Below are 16,078 nucleotides of genomic sequence, written 5' to 3' on the forward strand. Positions count from 1 at the left end.
GCCGTCGAAATCCGAGGGGCGCTACGAGCCCGCCATCGATCGCCCCCCGCAAAAGGATCGGCACAGCAGGAGTTGTTGGGCCTCGACAGCGGCCGCCCCCAGCCACCTGCTCCAAGCCGTCCGCGACCGCCTGGACGCAACCGCCGAAGCCAGGCCCGGCAACAGCGGCCGAGGAGGACTTCGACGCTGTTGCCGGCCCGTTTGGCGGGGTCGGCGCCTGCTGCGAGCCAAGTGGACACGCGGAGTTGCCCAGGGGCGCAGGGGCGTTTGGCGAGCGCCCTGCGCTTCAGCCTGCCCCGGACAACAGTCACGTGACCGCCAGGAGGATGGCCGTGTACCGAGACCGCGGTGCGCGACTGGGTCAGGCAGGCTGCGGTCGATGCGGGCGAGCGCGACGGCCTGACCAGCAGCGAACGCGAGGAACTGGCCGCGCCGCGGCGGGAAAACCGCCGCCTGCGCGAGAACGTCGACATCCTCAAGCGGGCCGGGGCGGCTTCCCGGAGGATCTCGTTGTCCTCCTTCAGTCGGGTGTTCTCCCGCCGCAGGCTTGAGCTCTTCCTTCTCATCGGGGGTCATGTCGGCATCGCCCCCACCATCCGCCGCTCGGACCCGGACTTTGTCATCGTGGACCCACTCGCGCAGGGTCTCCAGATGGATACCCAAGCTGCGGGCGATGTCGGTGAGGGTCCGGTCCTTCGAGGAGCGCACCAGATCCACCACGTCCCGCTTGAACTCTTCGGGGTAGTTCTTCCGCTTTGCCGCCTTGGATCACTTCCCCTGGATGACCAATCATCCAGTGCCCAGGTGTCGGAATTTCGGGGCACTCCATCCACCGAGCGGTCCAGCAATGCGACCAGGACGGACACGGCCGACGCGCGGCCGATCGGGGAACGCAGTGCGGTCAGCGGAGGAGTACGTCTGGCCATGCCTGATCGTCCCACGCAGCCATGTCCGCCCTCACGAAAAAATGTCGGCGGTCTGCCGCTGACCGTCTGAGCTGCTTGATCACCACATCATGGCGTCGCGGTTACGGATACCTGGTGGTCGATGTCGAGATCGCCGGCGACGGCCGGTGCCGCTCGCCGGGCGTGCCCGGTCGACGGAATCCGCGACAGGCTGTGGGCCGGCGACGGCGGCGAGGGCGCCAAGCCTCGGACGCCTCGGCGCCCTGGTGATCACTCTTCCACCAGTGCCACGGCGCGGGCCCAGCCCGCGCCGGAACCCACGAGCTTCACCGGCAGACAGGACACCGTGTAACCGAAGTCCGCAGGCAGCGCGTCCAGATTGTGCAGGCGTTCGATCTGGCAGTACTCGCGCCGGCGGCCAGCGAAGTGCGCAGGCCACAATACCGAGCGGTCGCCGCTGCGTTGGAAGCGGCTGATCATGTCGCCGAAAGGCGCGTCGAGACTGAAGGCGTCTGTGCCGATGACCTTCACCCCCAGGTCGAGCAGGAAGTCGGTGGCTTCGCCGTCCAGGCCGGTGAAGTCGGTGAAGTACCGCTTGGTGCCGGCGTAGGCGGAGGCTCCGGTGTTCAGCAGCACGATGTCGTAGGGCCGCGGCTTCCGGCCGACCCGGGAGATCTCCTTATCGATGACGTCCGCTCCCACCGCGCCGGCCGGCTGGTCGCGCAGGTCGAGACGGATGGCGGGGCGGAGGAACCAGTCCAGCGGCATCTCGTGGATGTGGCGGGGTTCGCCGTACTCGGCCTCCGAGCCGTAGTGGGAGGGCGCGTCCACGTGGGTGCCGGTATGACTGGTGAGTGTGAAGGTGTCCAGGGAGAGCAGCTCTCCGCCGGGCAGGTCGCCCGGGTCAAAGTCGATGCCGAAGTGGGCCTTCATCTCCCGGCTCATGTGCCGGGCGCCCTCGGCGGCGGTGAGGACCTTGTGGACCACCGCGTCGGGTTCCCAGGCACTGGCGTCCACCGGACAGGACAGGTCGATGATGCGCATTCCGGTCATCCCTTCGGGTCCGCCGCATGGACGGCACAGTCGCTAAGGTTGGCGGGGTCGGCGGTCGTGGCCGTAGTCGGGGCCGCGGCCGTGGTGAACAGATCGGTGCGCACGTCAACCGGCGGATGGCCGAACGCCACCCGGTCGGTTATCTTCACCCCGAGCGGGCTGTGCCGGATCATCGCGGCGATCAGGGAGCGCAGCCGGTCCGCGACCGGGCCGCCGGCGCCGAACATGCCCTTGGCCTGCAGCTCCTGCATCTTCATGACGGCGTCAACCGCGGGGACGCGGGCGTCGAGGAACGGCGTGAATCGACCGTGGTCGGTGCTGCCGGCCTCAAGGGCCGTCAGCAGGACCGGATGCAGCGCGGCGGCGTCCTGCAGCGCGAGGTTGATGCCCTGCGCGCCCAACGGGCTGTGGGTGTGGGCGCTGTCGCCGATCAGGATCAGCCCGTCGCGGGTCCACCGGTCGGCCTTTCCGGCGAAGACGTCGAGCAGGCTGAGGTCGGACAGCTCGCCGATCGAGTCCCTGATGAGGTCCGCGTACTGCGGCAGCGCGGCGGTGAGGTCGCGCTTGACCGCCTCGACCCCGCGGGCGGAGACCTGCGGCCAACTTCCGTGCGGTAGCGTCCAGCCGATCTGTAGCCGGTCCGGATGGGAGTCGTGCACCAGGACGGGGCGGCCCGCGGTGCGGTGGATGCGCACCCGGCGCGTCTGCCGGCCCGGCGCTTCGACCGTGAACCACAGCACGTCGTGTGCGAATGCCTCGATGCGGCCCGCTCCGATCCCCGCCAGCGCACGGGTCTTGGAGAACCTGCCGTCCGCTCCTACCACCACCTCGGCGTGCACCGTCAGCCGGCCGCCGGGACCGCCGGCGACGGCGCCGGTGACCCGGCCGCCCTCCTCCAGCAGGGCGCTCACCCGGTGGCCGTCGAGGAAGCGGAAGCCCGACTGCGCCCGGCAGGCCGCCAGCAGAGCCCGCAGCAGGTGGAGTTGTGGCACGGCGAGGAGGTGGTCGTACGGGGCGGGCAGCCGGCGGTAGTCGATGTCGAGCAGTACCCGGCCGCCGTCGACGAGCTGGAAGCCGTCCAGCTCGCAGGAGCCCGCCGAGCGGGCCGCCGACAGGACTCCCAGCCTGTCCAGGATGCGCTGGCCGCCGGGCTGGAGGATCTCACCGCGGAACGCGCGGTCGAGCCCGGTGGACTTCTCCAGCACCGTCACGCGCACGCCGGAGCGCAGGAGCATCAGCGCTAGGGCGAGCCCGGCCGGCCCACCGCCCACCACGCAGACGTCAGTCCGTACGTCCTCGGCCGTCCCGCGGACGGCGGTCGCTGTCGAATCGGTGGTCATGGGTCCGTCCTCATCCCGCCATCAGGCCGAGGCCGCCGTCGGCGGTCACGACCTGGCCCTGGAGCCAGGCGGCCTCGTCGGTGCACAACAGGGACACGACGTCGGCGACGTCCTGAGGGGTGGTGAGCCGGCCGCCGGGCGTGCGGGCGGCGATCGCCTTGGCGACCGCGGGCGCGATGGCGCCGTCGCTCTTGTCCACCTTGGCCGCGGCGACCGCGTTGACAGCGATGCCCTGCCCGGCGAGTTCCGCCGCCAGGTAGCGGACGAGGGACTCCATGGCCGCTTTGGCGATCCCGGCGGCGGCGTAGCCGGGCACCACCCGGCGGGCGCCCGAACTGGACACCGCGATGATCCGGCCGCGGCGGCCGGCCATCAGTTCGGCCAGTTGGGGCGCGCCGACAAGCAGCGGACGCACCGCCACGGCCAGCGATCGGTCCAGCGTGCCGGGATCGGTGCCGAGCGCGGGCGCCGGACGTAAGGAGGAGGCGTTGTGCACGAAGATGTCCAGACCGCCGTAGCGGCGCCGCACCTCCTCGCACAGCGCGGTGACGCCCTCCGCGACGTCCGTCCGGAAGACGGCCGCCCGCCCCGGCAGGTCCGCCAGCGACGCCAGCGCCCGGTCGGCCGCGGCCTCGTCATGGGCGAAGTTGAGCAGCACGTCGGCGCCCGCGGCACCGAGTTTGTGGGCGATGGCGAGGCCGATCCCGCGGGTGGAACCTGTCACCACGGCCACGCGGCCGCTGAGGTCGGGGGCGGTGGAGCGGTATGCCGTCACCTGGGACCCCTGGCCGGAGCCGCTCATGAGACCTCCGGCTGTCCGGCCAGCGCGTCGTTCACCAGGGCGAGGTACTCGCGCGGCGTCGCCACGTCGAAGACGGCCTTCTCGTCGAGCATCACCTGGTAGTCGCGTTCGATGCGTCCGGTGGTCTGCAGGATGGCCAGCGAGTCGTAGCCCAGGACCGTGAAGGGGACGTCGAGGACACCTGAGGCCAGATCGGCGGACTCGTCCTCACCCGCGCACTCACGCAGTAGCGTGGTGAGTTCGTCCAGTTCCAACTGACGGGACATGCGGTTCTCCTTGTCGTGAACGTGCGTGCGGGGGAGCGCCGTCAGCTGCCGGCGCGGACGACCGCGGCGGCGTTGAACCCGCCGCGGCCCCTGGCCAGCACCAGCGCGGCGCGCAGCGGGGCCGGCCGCGGCCGGCCGACGACCAGGTCGACCGGGCAGTCGTCGGCGACCGCGGTCGCGAGCACCGTTGGCGGCACGAGTTGGTCACGCAGGGCCAGCAGGGCGGCTGCCAGGTCCAGGGACGCGCCGCCGGCGGCGAGGCGCCCTGTCATCGTCTTGGGCGCGGTGACCGGGACACCGCGCGGGCCGAACAGCTCCGCCAGCGCCCGGGCCTCGGCGCGGTCGGCGTCCCGGTCGCCGGCGGCGTCGGCGAACACGACGTCAATCTGGCCTGGTGTCAGTCCGGCATCGGCCAGCGCGAGTGCGGCCGCCCGGCCGAGTCCCGGGGCGCCCGGCGTTCCGGGGGCAGGGTCGAAGGTGGCCGCGTATCCGGCGAATGATCCGTAGATGCGGGCGCCGCGCTCGCGGGCCGCGGCGGCGTCCTCCAGGACGAGCAGGGCGCCGCCTTCCCCGACGACCTCGCCGTTCGCGTCATCCGAGAACGGCAGGTAGGCGCGGGCTGGGTCGTTCTCCGTGGAGAGCCGGCCGCCGGCCAGATGAGCGGACCAGCCCCACGGGCAGAGCGTCGAGTCGACACCTCCGGCGATCATCAGCCGTACCCCGCGGCGTAGTTGGCGGCGCGCCTGGGCGACGGCGTCCAGGCCGCCGGCCTGCTCGGTGACCAGCACACCGCTGGGACCGCGCAGCCCGTGCCTGATCGAGATCTGGCCGGTGTTGACGGCGTAGAACCAGGCGAAGGACTGGTAGGCGCTCACGTATCGGCCGCCCTTGCTCCATAGCGCCTGCAACTCGCGCTGCCCGAACTCGAAGCCGCCGGCCGAACTGGCGGTGACCACACCGGCCCGGTAGTCCCCGAGATCCGCGGGGTCGGCGCCCGCGTCGTCAAGTGCCTCCTGCGCGGCGGCCAACGCCAGCCGGGTCATCCGGTCGGTCTGCGGCAGCAGTCGGCCGGGGATGTGGTCGGCGTCCACGAAGCCGGGCACCTCACCTGCCAGCCGCGCCGGATAGCGGGCCGGGTCGAAGCGGCTGATCCGGCGGATCCCGCTTTCGCCGCGCAGCACGGCGTCCCACCAGGCCGGTGTGGACAGCCCGTTGGGGGCGGCGACCCCGATGCCGGTGACGGCCTGCCCGGCTCCGTCCGTGTCCCGAGCCGTGCGCTCGGCGGCTGCCGTGACGCTCACGCCGTCGCCCGGAGATCGGGGTTCGTCAGGACCATGGCGCTCTGGAACCCGCCGAATCCGCTGCCCACGCTCAGTACCGTGTCGATCTGCCGTTCCCGGGCGGTGAGAGGGGTGTAGTCCAAGTCGCACGCCGGGTCGGGGTCGTGCAGGTTGGCGGTCGGGGGGACGGTCCCGTGCTTGATGGCCAGGGCGCTCGCGGCGATCTCCAGCGAGCCGATCGCGCCCAGTGAGTGGCCGATCATCGACTTGATGGAGCTGACAGGGGTCCGGTAGGCGTGTTCGCCGAGACTGCGCTTGAACGCGGCGGTCTCATGCTGGTCGTTCTGCTTGGTGCCCGACCCGTGGGCGTTGATGTAGTCGACGGCCGTGCCGTCCAGCCGTGCCTCGTCCAGGGCCATCCGGATGGCCTCGGCCATCTCCTTGCCGTCAGGGCGCAGCCCGGTCATGTGGTGGGCGTTGCAGCGGCTGGCGAAACCGGAGACCTCTGCGTAGATGTGCGCGCCACGGCGGCGCGCGCGCTGGAGGTCCTCCAGGATCAGCATGGCGCTGCCCTCGCCCAGGACGAAGCCGTTGCGGCTGCGGTCGAACGGGCGTGACGCGGTGGCTGGGTCCTCGTTGCGCGGCGAGGTCGCTTTGATGGCGTCGAAGCAGGCCACGGTGATCGGCGAGATGGGTGCCTCGGTGGCCCCCGCCACCATCACGTCGGCGCTGCCCTCGCGGATCAGCTCGACCGCGTGGCCGATGGAGTCGAGGCCGGAGGTGCAGCCGGTGGAGATCACGGACACCGGTCCCTGGGCGCCGGCGCGCCAGGCCACTTCGGCGGCCATGGAGCTGGGTACGAAGTAGTCGAAGAGGTGGTCGACGGCGAGCGTGTGGTCCACGTGCCAACTGCTGCCGCCCTCGCTGACGACGTTGTACTGGGCGTCGAGTCCCATGGTGCAGCCGACGGCGCTGCCGAGGGCCACACCGGTGCGCTCTGGGTCGGTCCCGCCGTCAAGCCCGCTGTCGCCCATGGCCTCACGGGCGCTGACGATCGCGAACTGGACGGCCCGGTCGAGCCGTTCGCCGTCGGCGGCGGAGAATCCGTGCTCCGGCGGACGGAACTCCACCTCGGCGGCGATCCTGGAACGGAACGGGGAGGCATCGAAGAGGCTGATGGTCCTGGTGGCGGTGCGGCCTGCCGTGAGCTGCTCCCAGAACGCCTTGGCGCCCACCGCTCCCGGGGCCACGACCCCGATCCCTGTGATGACGACGCGACGGTTCATCGGTTCCCACCGCCAACTGTCCCGATGTTCATGAGTCCCTTCCTGCTGCTGGTCTTGGGGCGTGCGCCGGCACGCACCCGGCGCTGTCCGTGCGGGTCGGTGCCGGATCGGTCCGGTTCCCGGGCGGCGCGTCGCGCGGAACCCGCGGAAGTCCGGTGCACGGGGCCGGTCACCGGCCGCCGCCGGTCCATGGGCCGGAGGAACGGGCGGCCGGCCTGTCTGCAAGCCTGTGCGACGATCCTTGACACCGACTCGAAGTGCGCAGGAACGCGAACCGTTCCGACCGGTGGGGCCGTTGATCAGCGCGAATCGGGCGACGGCACGTTCCGGCGGGCGAGCAGGAAGACCGCGCCGTCGCGCACGCTGCCGGGGACGGCCGGGTCGATCAGGGGCGGCACCGGGCGGCCGTAGCGGAGGGCGCAGTCCGCGACCTCGTGGACGGTCGGCAGCCAGCCCGACCGCTCCAGCCAGGTCACCACGTGCTCGCCGGGGCCGCCCTTGACCAGTTGGTCGTACGCGAGGCCGGTGGAGTTGGCGGTCTCGGCGTTGTTGCCGCCCATCATGGCCGCCTCTATGTGGTCAACGGCCAGCAGGCTGCCGGGGGCGGACAGCCCGGCGACGCCGTCGAGCATGCTCTGGTTGACGGCGGGCGTGAGGTAGTGCAGCAGGCCCTCGGCGAGCCAGACCGCGGGCCGGCCCGGGTCGAAGCCCGCGTCACGCAGCGCGGCGGGCCAGTCGCCGCGCAGGTCGCAGGAGACAGTGACGCGGTCGCAGGTGGGCGGGGCACCGCCGTCGCGCAGCACGCGCTCCTTGAACGCGACCAGGCCGGGCAGGTCCAGTTCGAACAGGCGCAGCCCGGCCGGCCACGGCAGGCGCTGGGCACGGGTGTCCAGGCCCGCTGCCAGCAGGACGACCTGGCGGATGCCGTCGGCGGCGGCGGCGCGCAGCAGGTCGTCAAGCCAGCGGGTGCGGATGGCGACGTAATCGCCCATCGCGGTGAAGGGATTGGCCAGCACGTCGCCGCCGGCGTCCGCCAGTGCCTGCTCGCCGGCCGCGATGTAGGGGGCCTCACCGCCGACGGCGTCGACGAATTGCGCGGCGACGGGGTCGCTGAACAGCGCGTCGGGCCGCCGCCCTTCCTGCGCGCGCATCCACGCCGCGCCCAGCGCGGTCCAGCTCACTTCCGGCATGTCGATCCGGGTGGGGGTGTCAGTCATGGGGTATTCGCCTTTCACGGTTGGCGTCATGGACGAATGGGGGTGGGGCGCCGTGGCACGCGGCCGCTCAGCCGGCGGCTGCCAGTGCCTCTGCCTGGGTGACGACCTCGGCCGGGCTCGGCATGGCGGCGATTTCCTCCCGGATCTCGCCGGCCCGCCGGGCGTAGTGCTCCTGCCCGAGCAGGTCGTCGAGAGCCGCGGTCAGCGCGCCGGGGCGAGTGCGCTGACCGGCGCGCAGGTGGACGCCGGCGCCGCATTGCTCGACCTGGTCGCCGCACAGGCTCTGCGAGGTGTCGGTGCCCTCGGGGACGACGAGTTGCGGGATGCCGTGGGCCAGCGCCGTCATCAAGGTGCCCGCGCCGCCGTGCTGGACGAGCGCGTGGCAGGTGGGCAGCAGCGCGGTGAGCGGCACCCAGCCGGTGAGCCGCACGTTGGTCGGCAGCTTCTGTTGCCGGAACACTTCGGGCCGGGCCACCGCCAGCACGATATCGGCGTCGATCTCCGCGGCCTCCCGGAGCAATTGGGCACCGAACTCGTCGACGGTGGAGGTGGTGATGCCGCCAGTGACGCAGATCCGCCGACGATCGGGCTCTCGCCGCAGCCAGCGCGGCACCTCGCCCGCACCGTTGTACGGGACGTAGCGCATGGGGATGCGGGGAACCGGGTGCGCGGTGCGCAGGGCGGGCGGGGCGCAGTCGATCCAGGTATCGGTGCCGATCCGCGGTTGCGCGCCGAACCGCTCGAACAGGCGCAGGTAGGCGGGCGGCACCTCGTCCTCGTGCAGGAAGTACAGGCCGACGGGCTGGCACCAGGTGTGGGCGAGCGCGGGCACGCCGACGGCCGCCGCCGCCACCAGTCCGACCACCGATCCGACGTCGTAGACGACCAGGTCGGGCCGCCAGTAGCGGGCGAACTCCACCAGGTCGTCGGCGAGTGAGTCCGCCAGGGCCAGCACCTGATCGCTCCAGCGCAGTCGTCGTTCCTCGCTCCAGCCGAGCGGTCCGCTCGGCCAGTCCGGCGGCAGCCGGGCCGGCCGCTCCCCCGAGGCGGGGGCGGCCCGCCGGATGAAGGCGTCACCGGCCTCCGGGGTGCCGATCTGCACGGCGACCAGTCCTGCGGCCGTCACCTGCGGCACCGACTGGGGGCGGGCCGCGACACGTATGTCGTGCCCGGCGAGCTGGCCCGCCCAGGCGAGCGGCACGATCCACGGGACGTGGGCGGGTCCATGGGCCACGAAGAGGACACGCACGATTTCACCTGCCTGGAGGGGAGTGGGCGTACGGGTGTCGGGGCACGGGTGGTCAGGTGTGCTTCCGGCCGGCCAGCCGCAGGGCGGGCAGCACGGTCAGAGCGCTGATGCCGAACGCCCACCAGAAGGACACGCCGAAGGCGGAGGCCACCGGCCGGGTGGCCGTCTCGTGCTGGAGCACCATGGCGAGGACGGCCGTGCCGACCGATCCGCCGATGCGGTACAGCACGTTGGACAGTCCTGCCGCGCGCGGGATCTGCTCCGGCCTGACGCTCTTGAACACCGCGGCCATGGCGGGGGTCATGGTGGCGCCGATGCCCGCACCCCGGACGAACAGACCCATCGCCAGCAGTACTTCGCCGGGACGATCGCCGACCTGGGTGTAGGGCAGGGTGCCGAGCAGCGCGAGCGCGATGCCGGCCAGCACGATGGGACGGGGGCCGCCCATGCGGTCGGCGAGGCGGCCCGCGAACATCATGGATACCGCGACGCCGAGGTCCTGCGGGATCAGCAGCAGCCCGGCGTGCAGGGCATCCTGCCCGCGCGCCTGCTGGTAGTACAGCGGCAGCATGAACATGGAGCTGAACAGCGCGGCGCCCAGCAGGAACGAGGTGGACACCGCGACGGCGAACGCGCGGTCGCGGAACAGCCGCAGGTCCAGGAGCGGGTCGTGGGGGTAGCGCAGCGCGTGCACGACGTAGCAGACGAACAGCGTCGCGCCCGCGGCGACCGGGACCACGACGGTCGCGGCGGTGGCCGGGGTCCCACCGGCCGCCTCCGAGAGGCCGTAGATCAGCGCCGCCACACTCGGGCAGGCCAGGACGAGGCCGGTGACGTCGAGGCGGCGGCCGACCTGCGCCGGAGTGGGTGGCAGGATCCGCACGGCCAGGGCGAGGGTGAGCACGCCGATGGGGACGTTGATGTAGAAGATCCAGGGCCAGCTGAGGTGGCCCAGGACCAGCCCGCCGAGCAGCGGGCCGAGCAGCGGGGCGAAGGTGAGCGGGATGACCAGCATGCTCATCACCCGGCCGAGCCGTCGCGGCCCCGCCGCCCGGGCGATCATCGACTGCCCGAGCGGCTGGATGAGCCCGCCGCCGAGCCCCTGCAGAACCCGGAAGGCGATCAGTGAGCCGGCCGACCAGGCCAGGCCGCACAGCGCGGAACTGAACACGAAGAAGCCCAGGGATGTCATCCAGACCTGTTTGGCGCCGAAGCGCTCGGCGGCCCAGCCGCTGAGCGGCACGACGAGGGCGAAGGACAGCAGATAGCCGGTGGTGACCCACTGCACGGTGGACAGCGGGCTGCCCAGGTCCCGGCGGATGGAGTCGATGGCGACGCTGACGATGGTGGCGTCGAGAACGGCGACGATGGTTCCGAGGATGAGGACGATGCCGAGCCGGAGCAGGGCGGGATCGACGCGGTCGTCCCGGTCGAGGGCCGGGTCATCGCTCACGGAGGTCGTCATGGCCTGCCTCCTAGGGCCGACGGTGGGTCAGGGGACGAGTACGACGCGGCCGAGCTGCTTTCGCTCCTCCATCAGTTGGTGCGCCGCGACGGCGTCGGTAAGCGGCAGCCGGGTGTGCACGACCGGGCGGACCCGTCCGGAGCGCACCAGTTCGCTGAACGTGCGGGCGCTCTCCTCGATGGCCGCCAGGTTGCCGTCGAGGGCGGCCATGGTGAAGTGGGTGACGTAGCGCACTCCGGCGATCTCCTCCATGGAGACTGTCGGCAGTTGCCTGCCGCCGGATGCCGAGCCGTAGAAGACGAGCCGGCCGTAGGGCCGGAGCAGAGCGATGCTCCGGGTGGTGACGTCCGCGCCGACACTGTCCAGGACGACGTCGATGCCGCGGCCACCGGTCAGCTCGCGGACCCGGTCCGCCCAGTCCCCGCGGCTGTAGTCGACGGCCGCGTCGGCGCCGAGCTCCATGGCGAACTTCAGCTTGGCCGGTGAGTTGGCGGCTGCGACGACGGTGCCCGCGCCGAACTCCTTGGCGATCTGCACCACCAGGTGTCCGATGGCGCCGGCCGCGGCGTGCACCAGGACGGTGTCGCCGGGCTGGATCCGGGCCGCTTTGACGACCTCAAGGCCCACCTGGCCGGGAGAGGAGAGCATGGTGGCCTGCGCGGCGTCCATCCCGTCGGGCACCGCGACCAGGTCCCGGGCCCGGGCGAGGACGTAGTCGGCGTAGGAGTCCTTGAAGATGATGCTGGCCACCCGGGCGCCGAGCTCGACGCCGGTGACGTCGGGACCCAGCGCATCGACGAAGCCGGTGACGTCGCCGCCCGGCGAGGCGGGCGGCTCCGCGCGGTGGGCGTAGAAGACGCCCTGCCGCTCCTGGAGGCCGGCGAAGTTGACTCCGATGGCCTCGGCGCGCAGGCGCACCATGCCACGGCCGGGCTCGGGCAGGTCCGCCTCGTGCACTTGCAGGACGCCGGGCGGGCCGTACCGGTGATAGCGGACGATGCGCATGGGTCTCCCTTTCTCACGGACGCGCTACGGACGGTCGACCGTCCGGCCTGGCGCAGACCCCACGCTGGCCGGAACCGCCGGAGCGCAGGTGGAGCAGCACTCGACAGCGCCGCGGGCAGCGGGACGGGGCCTGGCCGTAGCGGGTCAGACGGCCGTCAGCGGCGCGGGCCGACCCGCGCGCAGTTCGAGTCGTCGCGCGCCCTGGAAGGACGCGCGCAGCCGTCGGTCGTGGCTGACCACGACCAGGGTGCCGGCGAAGTCGGCCAGGGCCCGCTCCAACTCCTCGACCAGCACCGGCGACAGATGGTTGGTCGGTTCGTCGAGCAGCAGCAGGTCCACTGGTCGCACCACCAGTCGGGCCAGCTCCAGCCGCCTGCGCTGCCCGACCGACAGCGCGCCCACCGGTGTGGCGAGCGCCTCCTGACGGAACAGGCCGAGTGCCAGCAGTTCCTGCTCGTACTCCTCGGGCAGTCCGGGCCGCCTGGCCGCGAACGCTTGCAGGAGGGTGTCGCGGGGGCGTGCGGGTGTCCCCTCCTGTCGCAGGTGGCCGACGCTTCCCCGGCGTACCACCGAGCCGGTGCCCGGGAGCAGTTCGCCGGCGGCGACCCGCAACAGTGTCGATTTGCCCGCGCCGTTCGGACCGGTGACGAGCAGGCGTTCGCCGGCCCTGAGTTCGAGGTGCTCCAGCAGCAGGCGGTCGCCGACCGCGACGCCGGACAGCACGAGAGCGGGGTCGTTCTCGGGGGCACCGCCCGAGGTGCGCGGGGTCCGGCTGAAGTGCAGCGGGTCCGGCGGACGGGCCACCGGGTCGGCGTGCAGGCGGCGCAGCCGCTCGTTGGCGTTGCGCACCTTGTGCGAGGTGCCGGTGGCCGTGGCACGGGACCGGGCGGCGCCCGCCCCGCCGTTGCTGTGCGCCACCCGCTTGCTGATCGTGGCGAGCTGGGCGCCCGCGATGCCCGACAGCCGCTGCTGCCGGCTGATCTCCTCCAACCACGCCTGGTAGCTCTCCTCCCAGCGGGCGCGGGCGGCGGCCTTCGCCTCCAGGTAGCCGGCGTATCCGTTGCCATACCGGTGCACGGTGTGAGTGTCGTCGTCGACTTCCAGGATGGTGCGGGTGACGTTCTCCAGCAGCAGCCGGTCGTGGGTCGCCACCAGCACCGTGCCCCAGTGGCCGCGCAGCCGCTCCTCCAGCCAGGCCAGGGCCCCGTCGTCGAGGTCGTTGGTGGGCTCGTCCAGCAGCAGCAGTTCCGCCGACGAGGCGAGCGTCGCGGCCAGGGCGAGCCGGGCCCTCTCGCCGCCGGACAGTTCACCGATGCGCCGGTCGCGGTCGAGGCGGGGCAGACCGAGGCCGTGTAGGGAGACGTCCACCCGTACATCCGCCTCGTAGCCGCCGCGCACCTCGAACTCGGCCTGTAGCTCGCCGTAGGCGGTCAGTTCCTCGGCCGAGGCGGTGGCCAGGGCGGCCTCGGCCCTGTGCATCTCGGCTTCCAGGGCGCGCAGGCCGGCCAGCGCGTGGTCGATGGCGTCGCGGACGGTGGCGCCCTCGGGCAGGTCGAGTGTCTGGGCCAGATGGGCCATACCGCCGGGGGCGACGACGGTCAACTCACCGTTGTCCGGCGGTTCGGCCCCGGCGATGAGTCGCAGCAGGGTGGACTTGCCTGATCCGTTGTCACCGACCACACCGATCTTCTCGCCGGGTAGGACGGTGAAGGACACGCCATCGAGGACGACGCGGTCGCCGTAGCACTTGGTGACGTCGCTGAGCGCCAGCTGCCCGACGGAGGACGGGCGATGATTACGCAGAGTAATGGGATTCTCCCGGATTCTCGGTAGCACGAAGAGGCCGATCGGCAACCGATCGGCATGCGGTGCTCGCCGGTGGCGCTCGGCGCCTCCGGCCCGGGAGCTAGCGGAGAAGTGAACCCATGCGACCAGCCTAGCCGGTGACCGGACGGCGGTGCCAACCGGTTGCCGGTGGACGCGGGCCCGGGGGCAGACGCGGGACGTGCGGCGCGCCGTGGGGGACGGTGCGCCGCACGCCGGTACGGACGGTCGCGTCGGGAAGGCGGGTCAGACCGCGACGGAGGTGGACGACGGTGTGTTCTCGGCGGCCAGCTCCTGCGCAAGCGAGCCCTTCTTGCGTCTGAGGAACGGCCGTTCGATCAGCCGGTAACTCACTTCGGCCACCAGGTAGGCGGCCGCAATGCCGATCGCGGCGACGGCCAGGTCCGCCCCGGTCCAGCCGTGCACGGTCGGCTGGTGCACATCGAAGATGCGGCCGAGTACCACCAGGTGTAGCAGGTAGATGCCGTACGAGATGATCCCGATGCGCACCAGCGGGCGCCAGGACAGCACCTGCTGGTGCCTGCCCTCCCTGGTCGTGTAGTAGATCACCGCGCCGAAGAAGAGGCCGGCCACCGAGTACTTCCACACCCAGTCGTCGTGCGTGGCCAGCAGCACGGGATAGCCGAGGTCGCTGCGGAAGCCCGTACCGTCCGCGAAGCCCTGGATGATCATGGTCGCGGTGACCACCGTGAACAGGGCGACCGCCGCCGCGGCGAACCCGCGCAGGTACCTGCGCGCCTCGGGCAGGGCGGTCAGCGCGCCGATGGCGAACACGTCGAGGTAGCACAGCGGGTTGCAATAAACGACCATCGCCTGCAACGGCTTGATCGGGAAGTTCGTGGCGTCCGCCAGCAGCCAGACGGCCCACCGCAGCAGCGGGCCCGCGAAGGCCAGGACGACCGAGGTCCCCACGAACCAGCGGCGCGGCAGCAGCAGGGCCAGCAGCGCCCAGATCACGTAGAGCTGGACCTCCACGCCCAGCGACCACACCTGGGCGTAGAGCACCAGGGACGTGGGGTGGAAGTCGTGCAGCAGGGCGGACAGGTTCCAGGTCCAGGTCCACAGGTAGGGCAGGTCGCGACTGAGCGTGCTGTCCCCCCCGCCCGCTATCGAGTACACGGTCAGCGCGGCGACGAACAGGAAGTACAACGGGGCCAGCCGCAGCAGGCGGTTGCGGAAGAAGTTCCTGGCCCGCTGCCCGCGGCTGAGTTCGGGGTGGGAGAGCAGCGTGCGCGTGATGAAGTGGCCGCTCAGGGCGAAGAACATGGGTACGCCCAGCCAGCCGCACCGCAGTTGACCGGTGTGGTAGAGAATCACCGCCAGTACGGCGAGGGCGCGCAGCGAGTCCAGCGCGGCCACATGGGCCTGTCTGGCGGGAGGTGAGGCGGGGGCGACGGCGGGCACCGGCGCGTCCTGCGGGTCGGAAAACGGGGCCGCTGCGGCCTCGCTCTCCCTGGTCGTGTCTGGCATCGGGCTGACTCCGAATCCGTCGCTCAGGATCGATGGCTGTGCGGACCGTCTTGCGGCCGGCGTCACAGGAGCAGGTAGCCGCCGCTGACCGGGAGGAAAGCCCCGGTCACGTGCGAGGTCTCGTCGCCGACAAGGAGGGCCACCGCGTTGGCGACGTCCCGGGGCTCGCCGATCTTGCGCAGCGGGGTGTTCTGAATGACCGGGTCCAGCGTGCCGTGGTGCTGGCCCTTGGCGGAGACGGCGAGATTGGCGCTGCGGGTCGCCCCCGGGATGACGGTGTTGACGCGCACTCCCTTCGGGCCGAGCTCCATCGCCAGGTGCTTCATGGCCGACTCCATCGGCGCCTTGGCCAGGCCGTGGCCAATGGTTCCCACCAGTTGGGTGCGGGCGAAGCTGTCGGAGATGAAAACGATCGCCCCGCTGCCGCGTTGCGCCATGCCGGGGGCGACGGCCGCGATCGGGCGCAGCGCGGCCCGCGCCTGAGCCGACATGTTGTCGACCAGTTCGTCCACCTCGAGGTCGAGGAACGCCCCACGCAGGTGGGTGGAGAATCCGGTGGTGTTGAGGACCAGGATGTCGATCGGGCCGAGCTGCTGCTCGGTGCGCGCGACGACCTCGGCGACCTGGCCGGCGTCGGTGACGTCGCCGCCAACGGCGACGGCTTGACCGCCGGCCGCCTCGATGGACGCCACGACCTCGGCGGCCGCGGCGGCCGAGCGATGGTAGTTGACGGCGACGGACGCGCCCCGGGCGGCGAGTTCGTGCGCGATGGCGCCGCCGATCTCCCGGCTCGCGCCGGTGACCAATGCGACCTTGCCCTTGAGCTGTTCGGTGTTGGACATGGCCGGGACGGTACGAGGGCGGTCCGGAGGGAATCTCGAGCCGGGCTCGATCC

14 protein-coding genes are annotated in these 16,078 nt (G+C 71.9%); all 14 read right to left on the reverse strand.

The annotated features are described in order from the left end of the window. Positions 1-21 precede the first annotated feature (21 nt). The 14 genes from OG519_RS02180 to OG519_RS02245 all read right to left on the reverse strand — a co-directional run bounded on the left by OG519_RS02180 (position 22) and on the right by OG519_RS02245 (position 16,025). Entirely contained in the window at positions 22-720 is a 699-nt protein-coding gene (locus OG519_RS02180; RefSeq protein WP_405577883.1) for a hypothetical protein, read from the reverse strand. Positions 721-1,175: 455 nt separating this feature from the next. Next, entirely contained in the window at positions 1,176-1,949 is a 774-nt protein-coding gene (locus OG519_RS02185; RefSeq protein ID WP_405577885.1) for a cyclase family protein, read from the reverse strand. Positions 1,950-1,954: 5 nt separating this feature from the next. Further along, a complete protein-coding gene (locus OG519_RS02190) occupies positions 1,955-3,298 on the reverse strand; it encodes an FAD-dependent oxidoreductase (protein WP_405577887.1) in 1,344 nt (447 codons plus the stop codon). 10 nt (positions 3,299-3,308) lie between these two features. Then, on the reverse strand, positions 3,309-4,100 hold the full coding sequence (locus OG519_RS02195) for an SDR family oxidoreductase (RefSeq protein WP_405577889.1): 792 nt from the start codon (positions 4,098-4,100) through the stop codon (positions 3,309-3,311). After that, complete coding sequence (locus OG519_RS02200; protein ID WP_405577891.1) at positions 4,097-4,366, reverse strand: acyl carrier protein; 270 nt, start codon at positions 4,364-4,366, stop codon at positions 4,097-4,099. The genes OG519_RS02195 and OG519_RS02200 overlap by 4 nt, the downstream gene beginning before the upstream one ends. A gap of 41 nt (positions 4,367-4,407) precedes the next feature. Then, the gene (locus OG519_RS02205) at positions 4,408-5,667 is read right to left on the reverse strand and encodes a ketosynthase chain-length factor (RefSeq protein ID WP_405577893.1); all 1,260 of its coding nucleotides are present in this window, start codon (positions 5,665-5,667) and stop codon (positions 4,408-4,410) included. Continuing rightward, entirely contained in the window at positions 5,664-6,932 is a 1,269-nt protein-coding gene (locus tag OG519_RS02210; RefSeq protein WP_405577895.1) for a beta-ketoacyl-[acyl-carrier-protein] synthase family protein, read from the reverse strand. Before OG519_RS02210 ends, OG519_RS02205 begins: the two co-directional genes overlap by 4 nt. A gap of 299 nt (positions 6,933-7,231) precedes the next feature. Continuing rightward, positions 7,232-8,149 (reverse strand): SAM-dependent methyltransferase, encoded by a 918-nt coding sequence (locus OG519_RS02215; protein WP_405577897.1) that lies wholly within the window; start codon positions 8,147-8,149, stop codon positions 7,232-7,234. A 67-nt stretch (positions 8,150-8,216) separates the two neighbouring features. Further along, positions 8,217-9,398 (reverse strand): nucleotide disphospho-sugar-binding domain-containing protein, encoded by a 1,182-nt coding sequence (locus tag OG519_RS02220; protein ID WP_405577899.1) that lies wholly within the window; start codon positions 9,396-9,398, stop codon positions 8,217-8,219. Between the two features lie 52 nt (positions 9,399-9,450). After that, positions 9,451-10,863, reverse strand: a complete 1,413-nt coding sequence (locus tag OG519_RS02225) for an MDR family MFS transporter (protein WP_405577901.1) — start codon at positions 10,861-10,863, stop codon at positions 9,451-9,453. Positions 10,864-10,890: 27 nt separating this feature from the next. After that, entirely contained in the window at positions 10,891-11,868 is a 978-nt protein-coding gene (locus tag OG519_RS02230; RefSeq protein ID WP_405577903.1) for a zinc-binding alcohol dehydrogenase family protein, read from the reverse strand. Between the two features lie 144 nt (positions 11,869-12,012). Continuing rightward, positions 12,013-13,671 carry a ribosomal protection-like ABC-F family protein gene (gene abc-f, locus OG519_RS02235; protein ID WP_405592410.1) on the reverse strand — a complete coding sequence of 553 codons (1,659 nt, stop codon included), beginning with the start codon at positions 13,669-13,671 and terminating at the stop codon, positions 12,013-12,015. Positions 13,672-13,938: 267 nt separating this feature from the next. After that, entirely contained in the window at positions 13,939-15,183 is a 1,245-nt protein-coding gene (locus tag OG519_RS02240) for an acyltransferase family protein (protein WP_405577905.1), read from the reverse strand. Positions 15,184-15,245: 62 nt separating this feature from the next. Continuing rightward, on the reverse strand, positions 15,246-16,025 hold the full coding sequence (locus OG519_RS02245) for an SDR family NAD(P)-dependent oxidoreductase (RefSeq protein WP_405577907.1): 780 nt from the start codon (positions 16,023-16,025) through the stop codon (positions 15,246-15,248). Between the last annotated feature and the right edge of the window lie 53 nt (positions 16,026-16,078).

It is taken from the genome of Streptomyces sp. NBC_01190 (assembly GCF_045039895.1).
Taxonomy (GTDB): Bacteria; Actinomycetota; Actinomycetes; order Streptomycetales; family Streptomycetaceae; genus Actinacidiphila.

What these genes read in the sequence shown, in the direction of transcription:
- OG519_RS02230 (WP_405577903.1), bottom strand. Translation starts at nt 11,868, where the DNA reads ATGCGCATCGTCCGCTATCACCGGTACGGCCCGCCCGGCGTCCTGCAA.
- OG519_RS02225 (WP_405577901.1), bottom strand. Translation starts at nt 10,863, where the DNA reads ATGACGACCTCCGTGAGCGATGACCCGGCCCTCGACCGGGACGACCGC.
- OG519_RS02190 (WP_405577887.1), bottom strand. Translation starts at nt 3,298, where the DNA reads ATGACCACCGATTCGACAGCGACCGCCGTCCGCGGGACGGCCGAGGAC.
- OG519_RS02200 (WP_405577891.1), bottom strand. Translation starts at nt 4,366, where the DNA reads ATGTCCCGTCAGTTGGAACTGGACGAACTCACCACGCTACTGCGTGAG.
- OG519_RS02245 (WP_405577907.1), bottom strand. Translation starts at nt 16,025, where the DNA reads ATGTCCAACACCGAACAGCTCAAGGGCAAGGTCGCATTGGTCACCGGC.
- OG519_RS02185 (WP_405577885.1), bottom strand. Translation starts at nt 1,949, where the DNA reads ATGCGCATCATCGACCTGTCCTGTCCGGTGGACGCCAGTGCCTGGGAA.
- OG519_RS02195 (WP_405577889.1), bottom strand. Translation starts at nt 4,100, where the DNA reads ATGAGCGGCTCCGGCCAGGGGTCCCAGGTGACGGCATACCGCTCCACC.
- OG519_RS02240 (WP_405577905.1), bottom strand. Translation starts at nt 15,183, where the DNA reads ATGCCAGACACGACCAGGGAGAGCGAGGCCGCAGCGGCCCCGTTTTCC.
- OG519_RS02215 (WP_405577897.1), bottom strand. Translation starts at nt 8,149, where the DNA reads ATGACTGACACCCCCACCCGGATCGACATGCCGGAAGTGAGCTGGACC.
- OG519_RS02210 (WP_405577895.1), bottom strand. Translation starts at nt 6,932, where the DNA reads ATGAACCGTCGCGTCGTCATCACAGGGATCGGGGTCGTGGCCCCGGGA.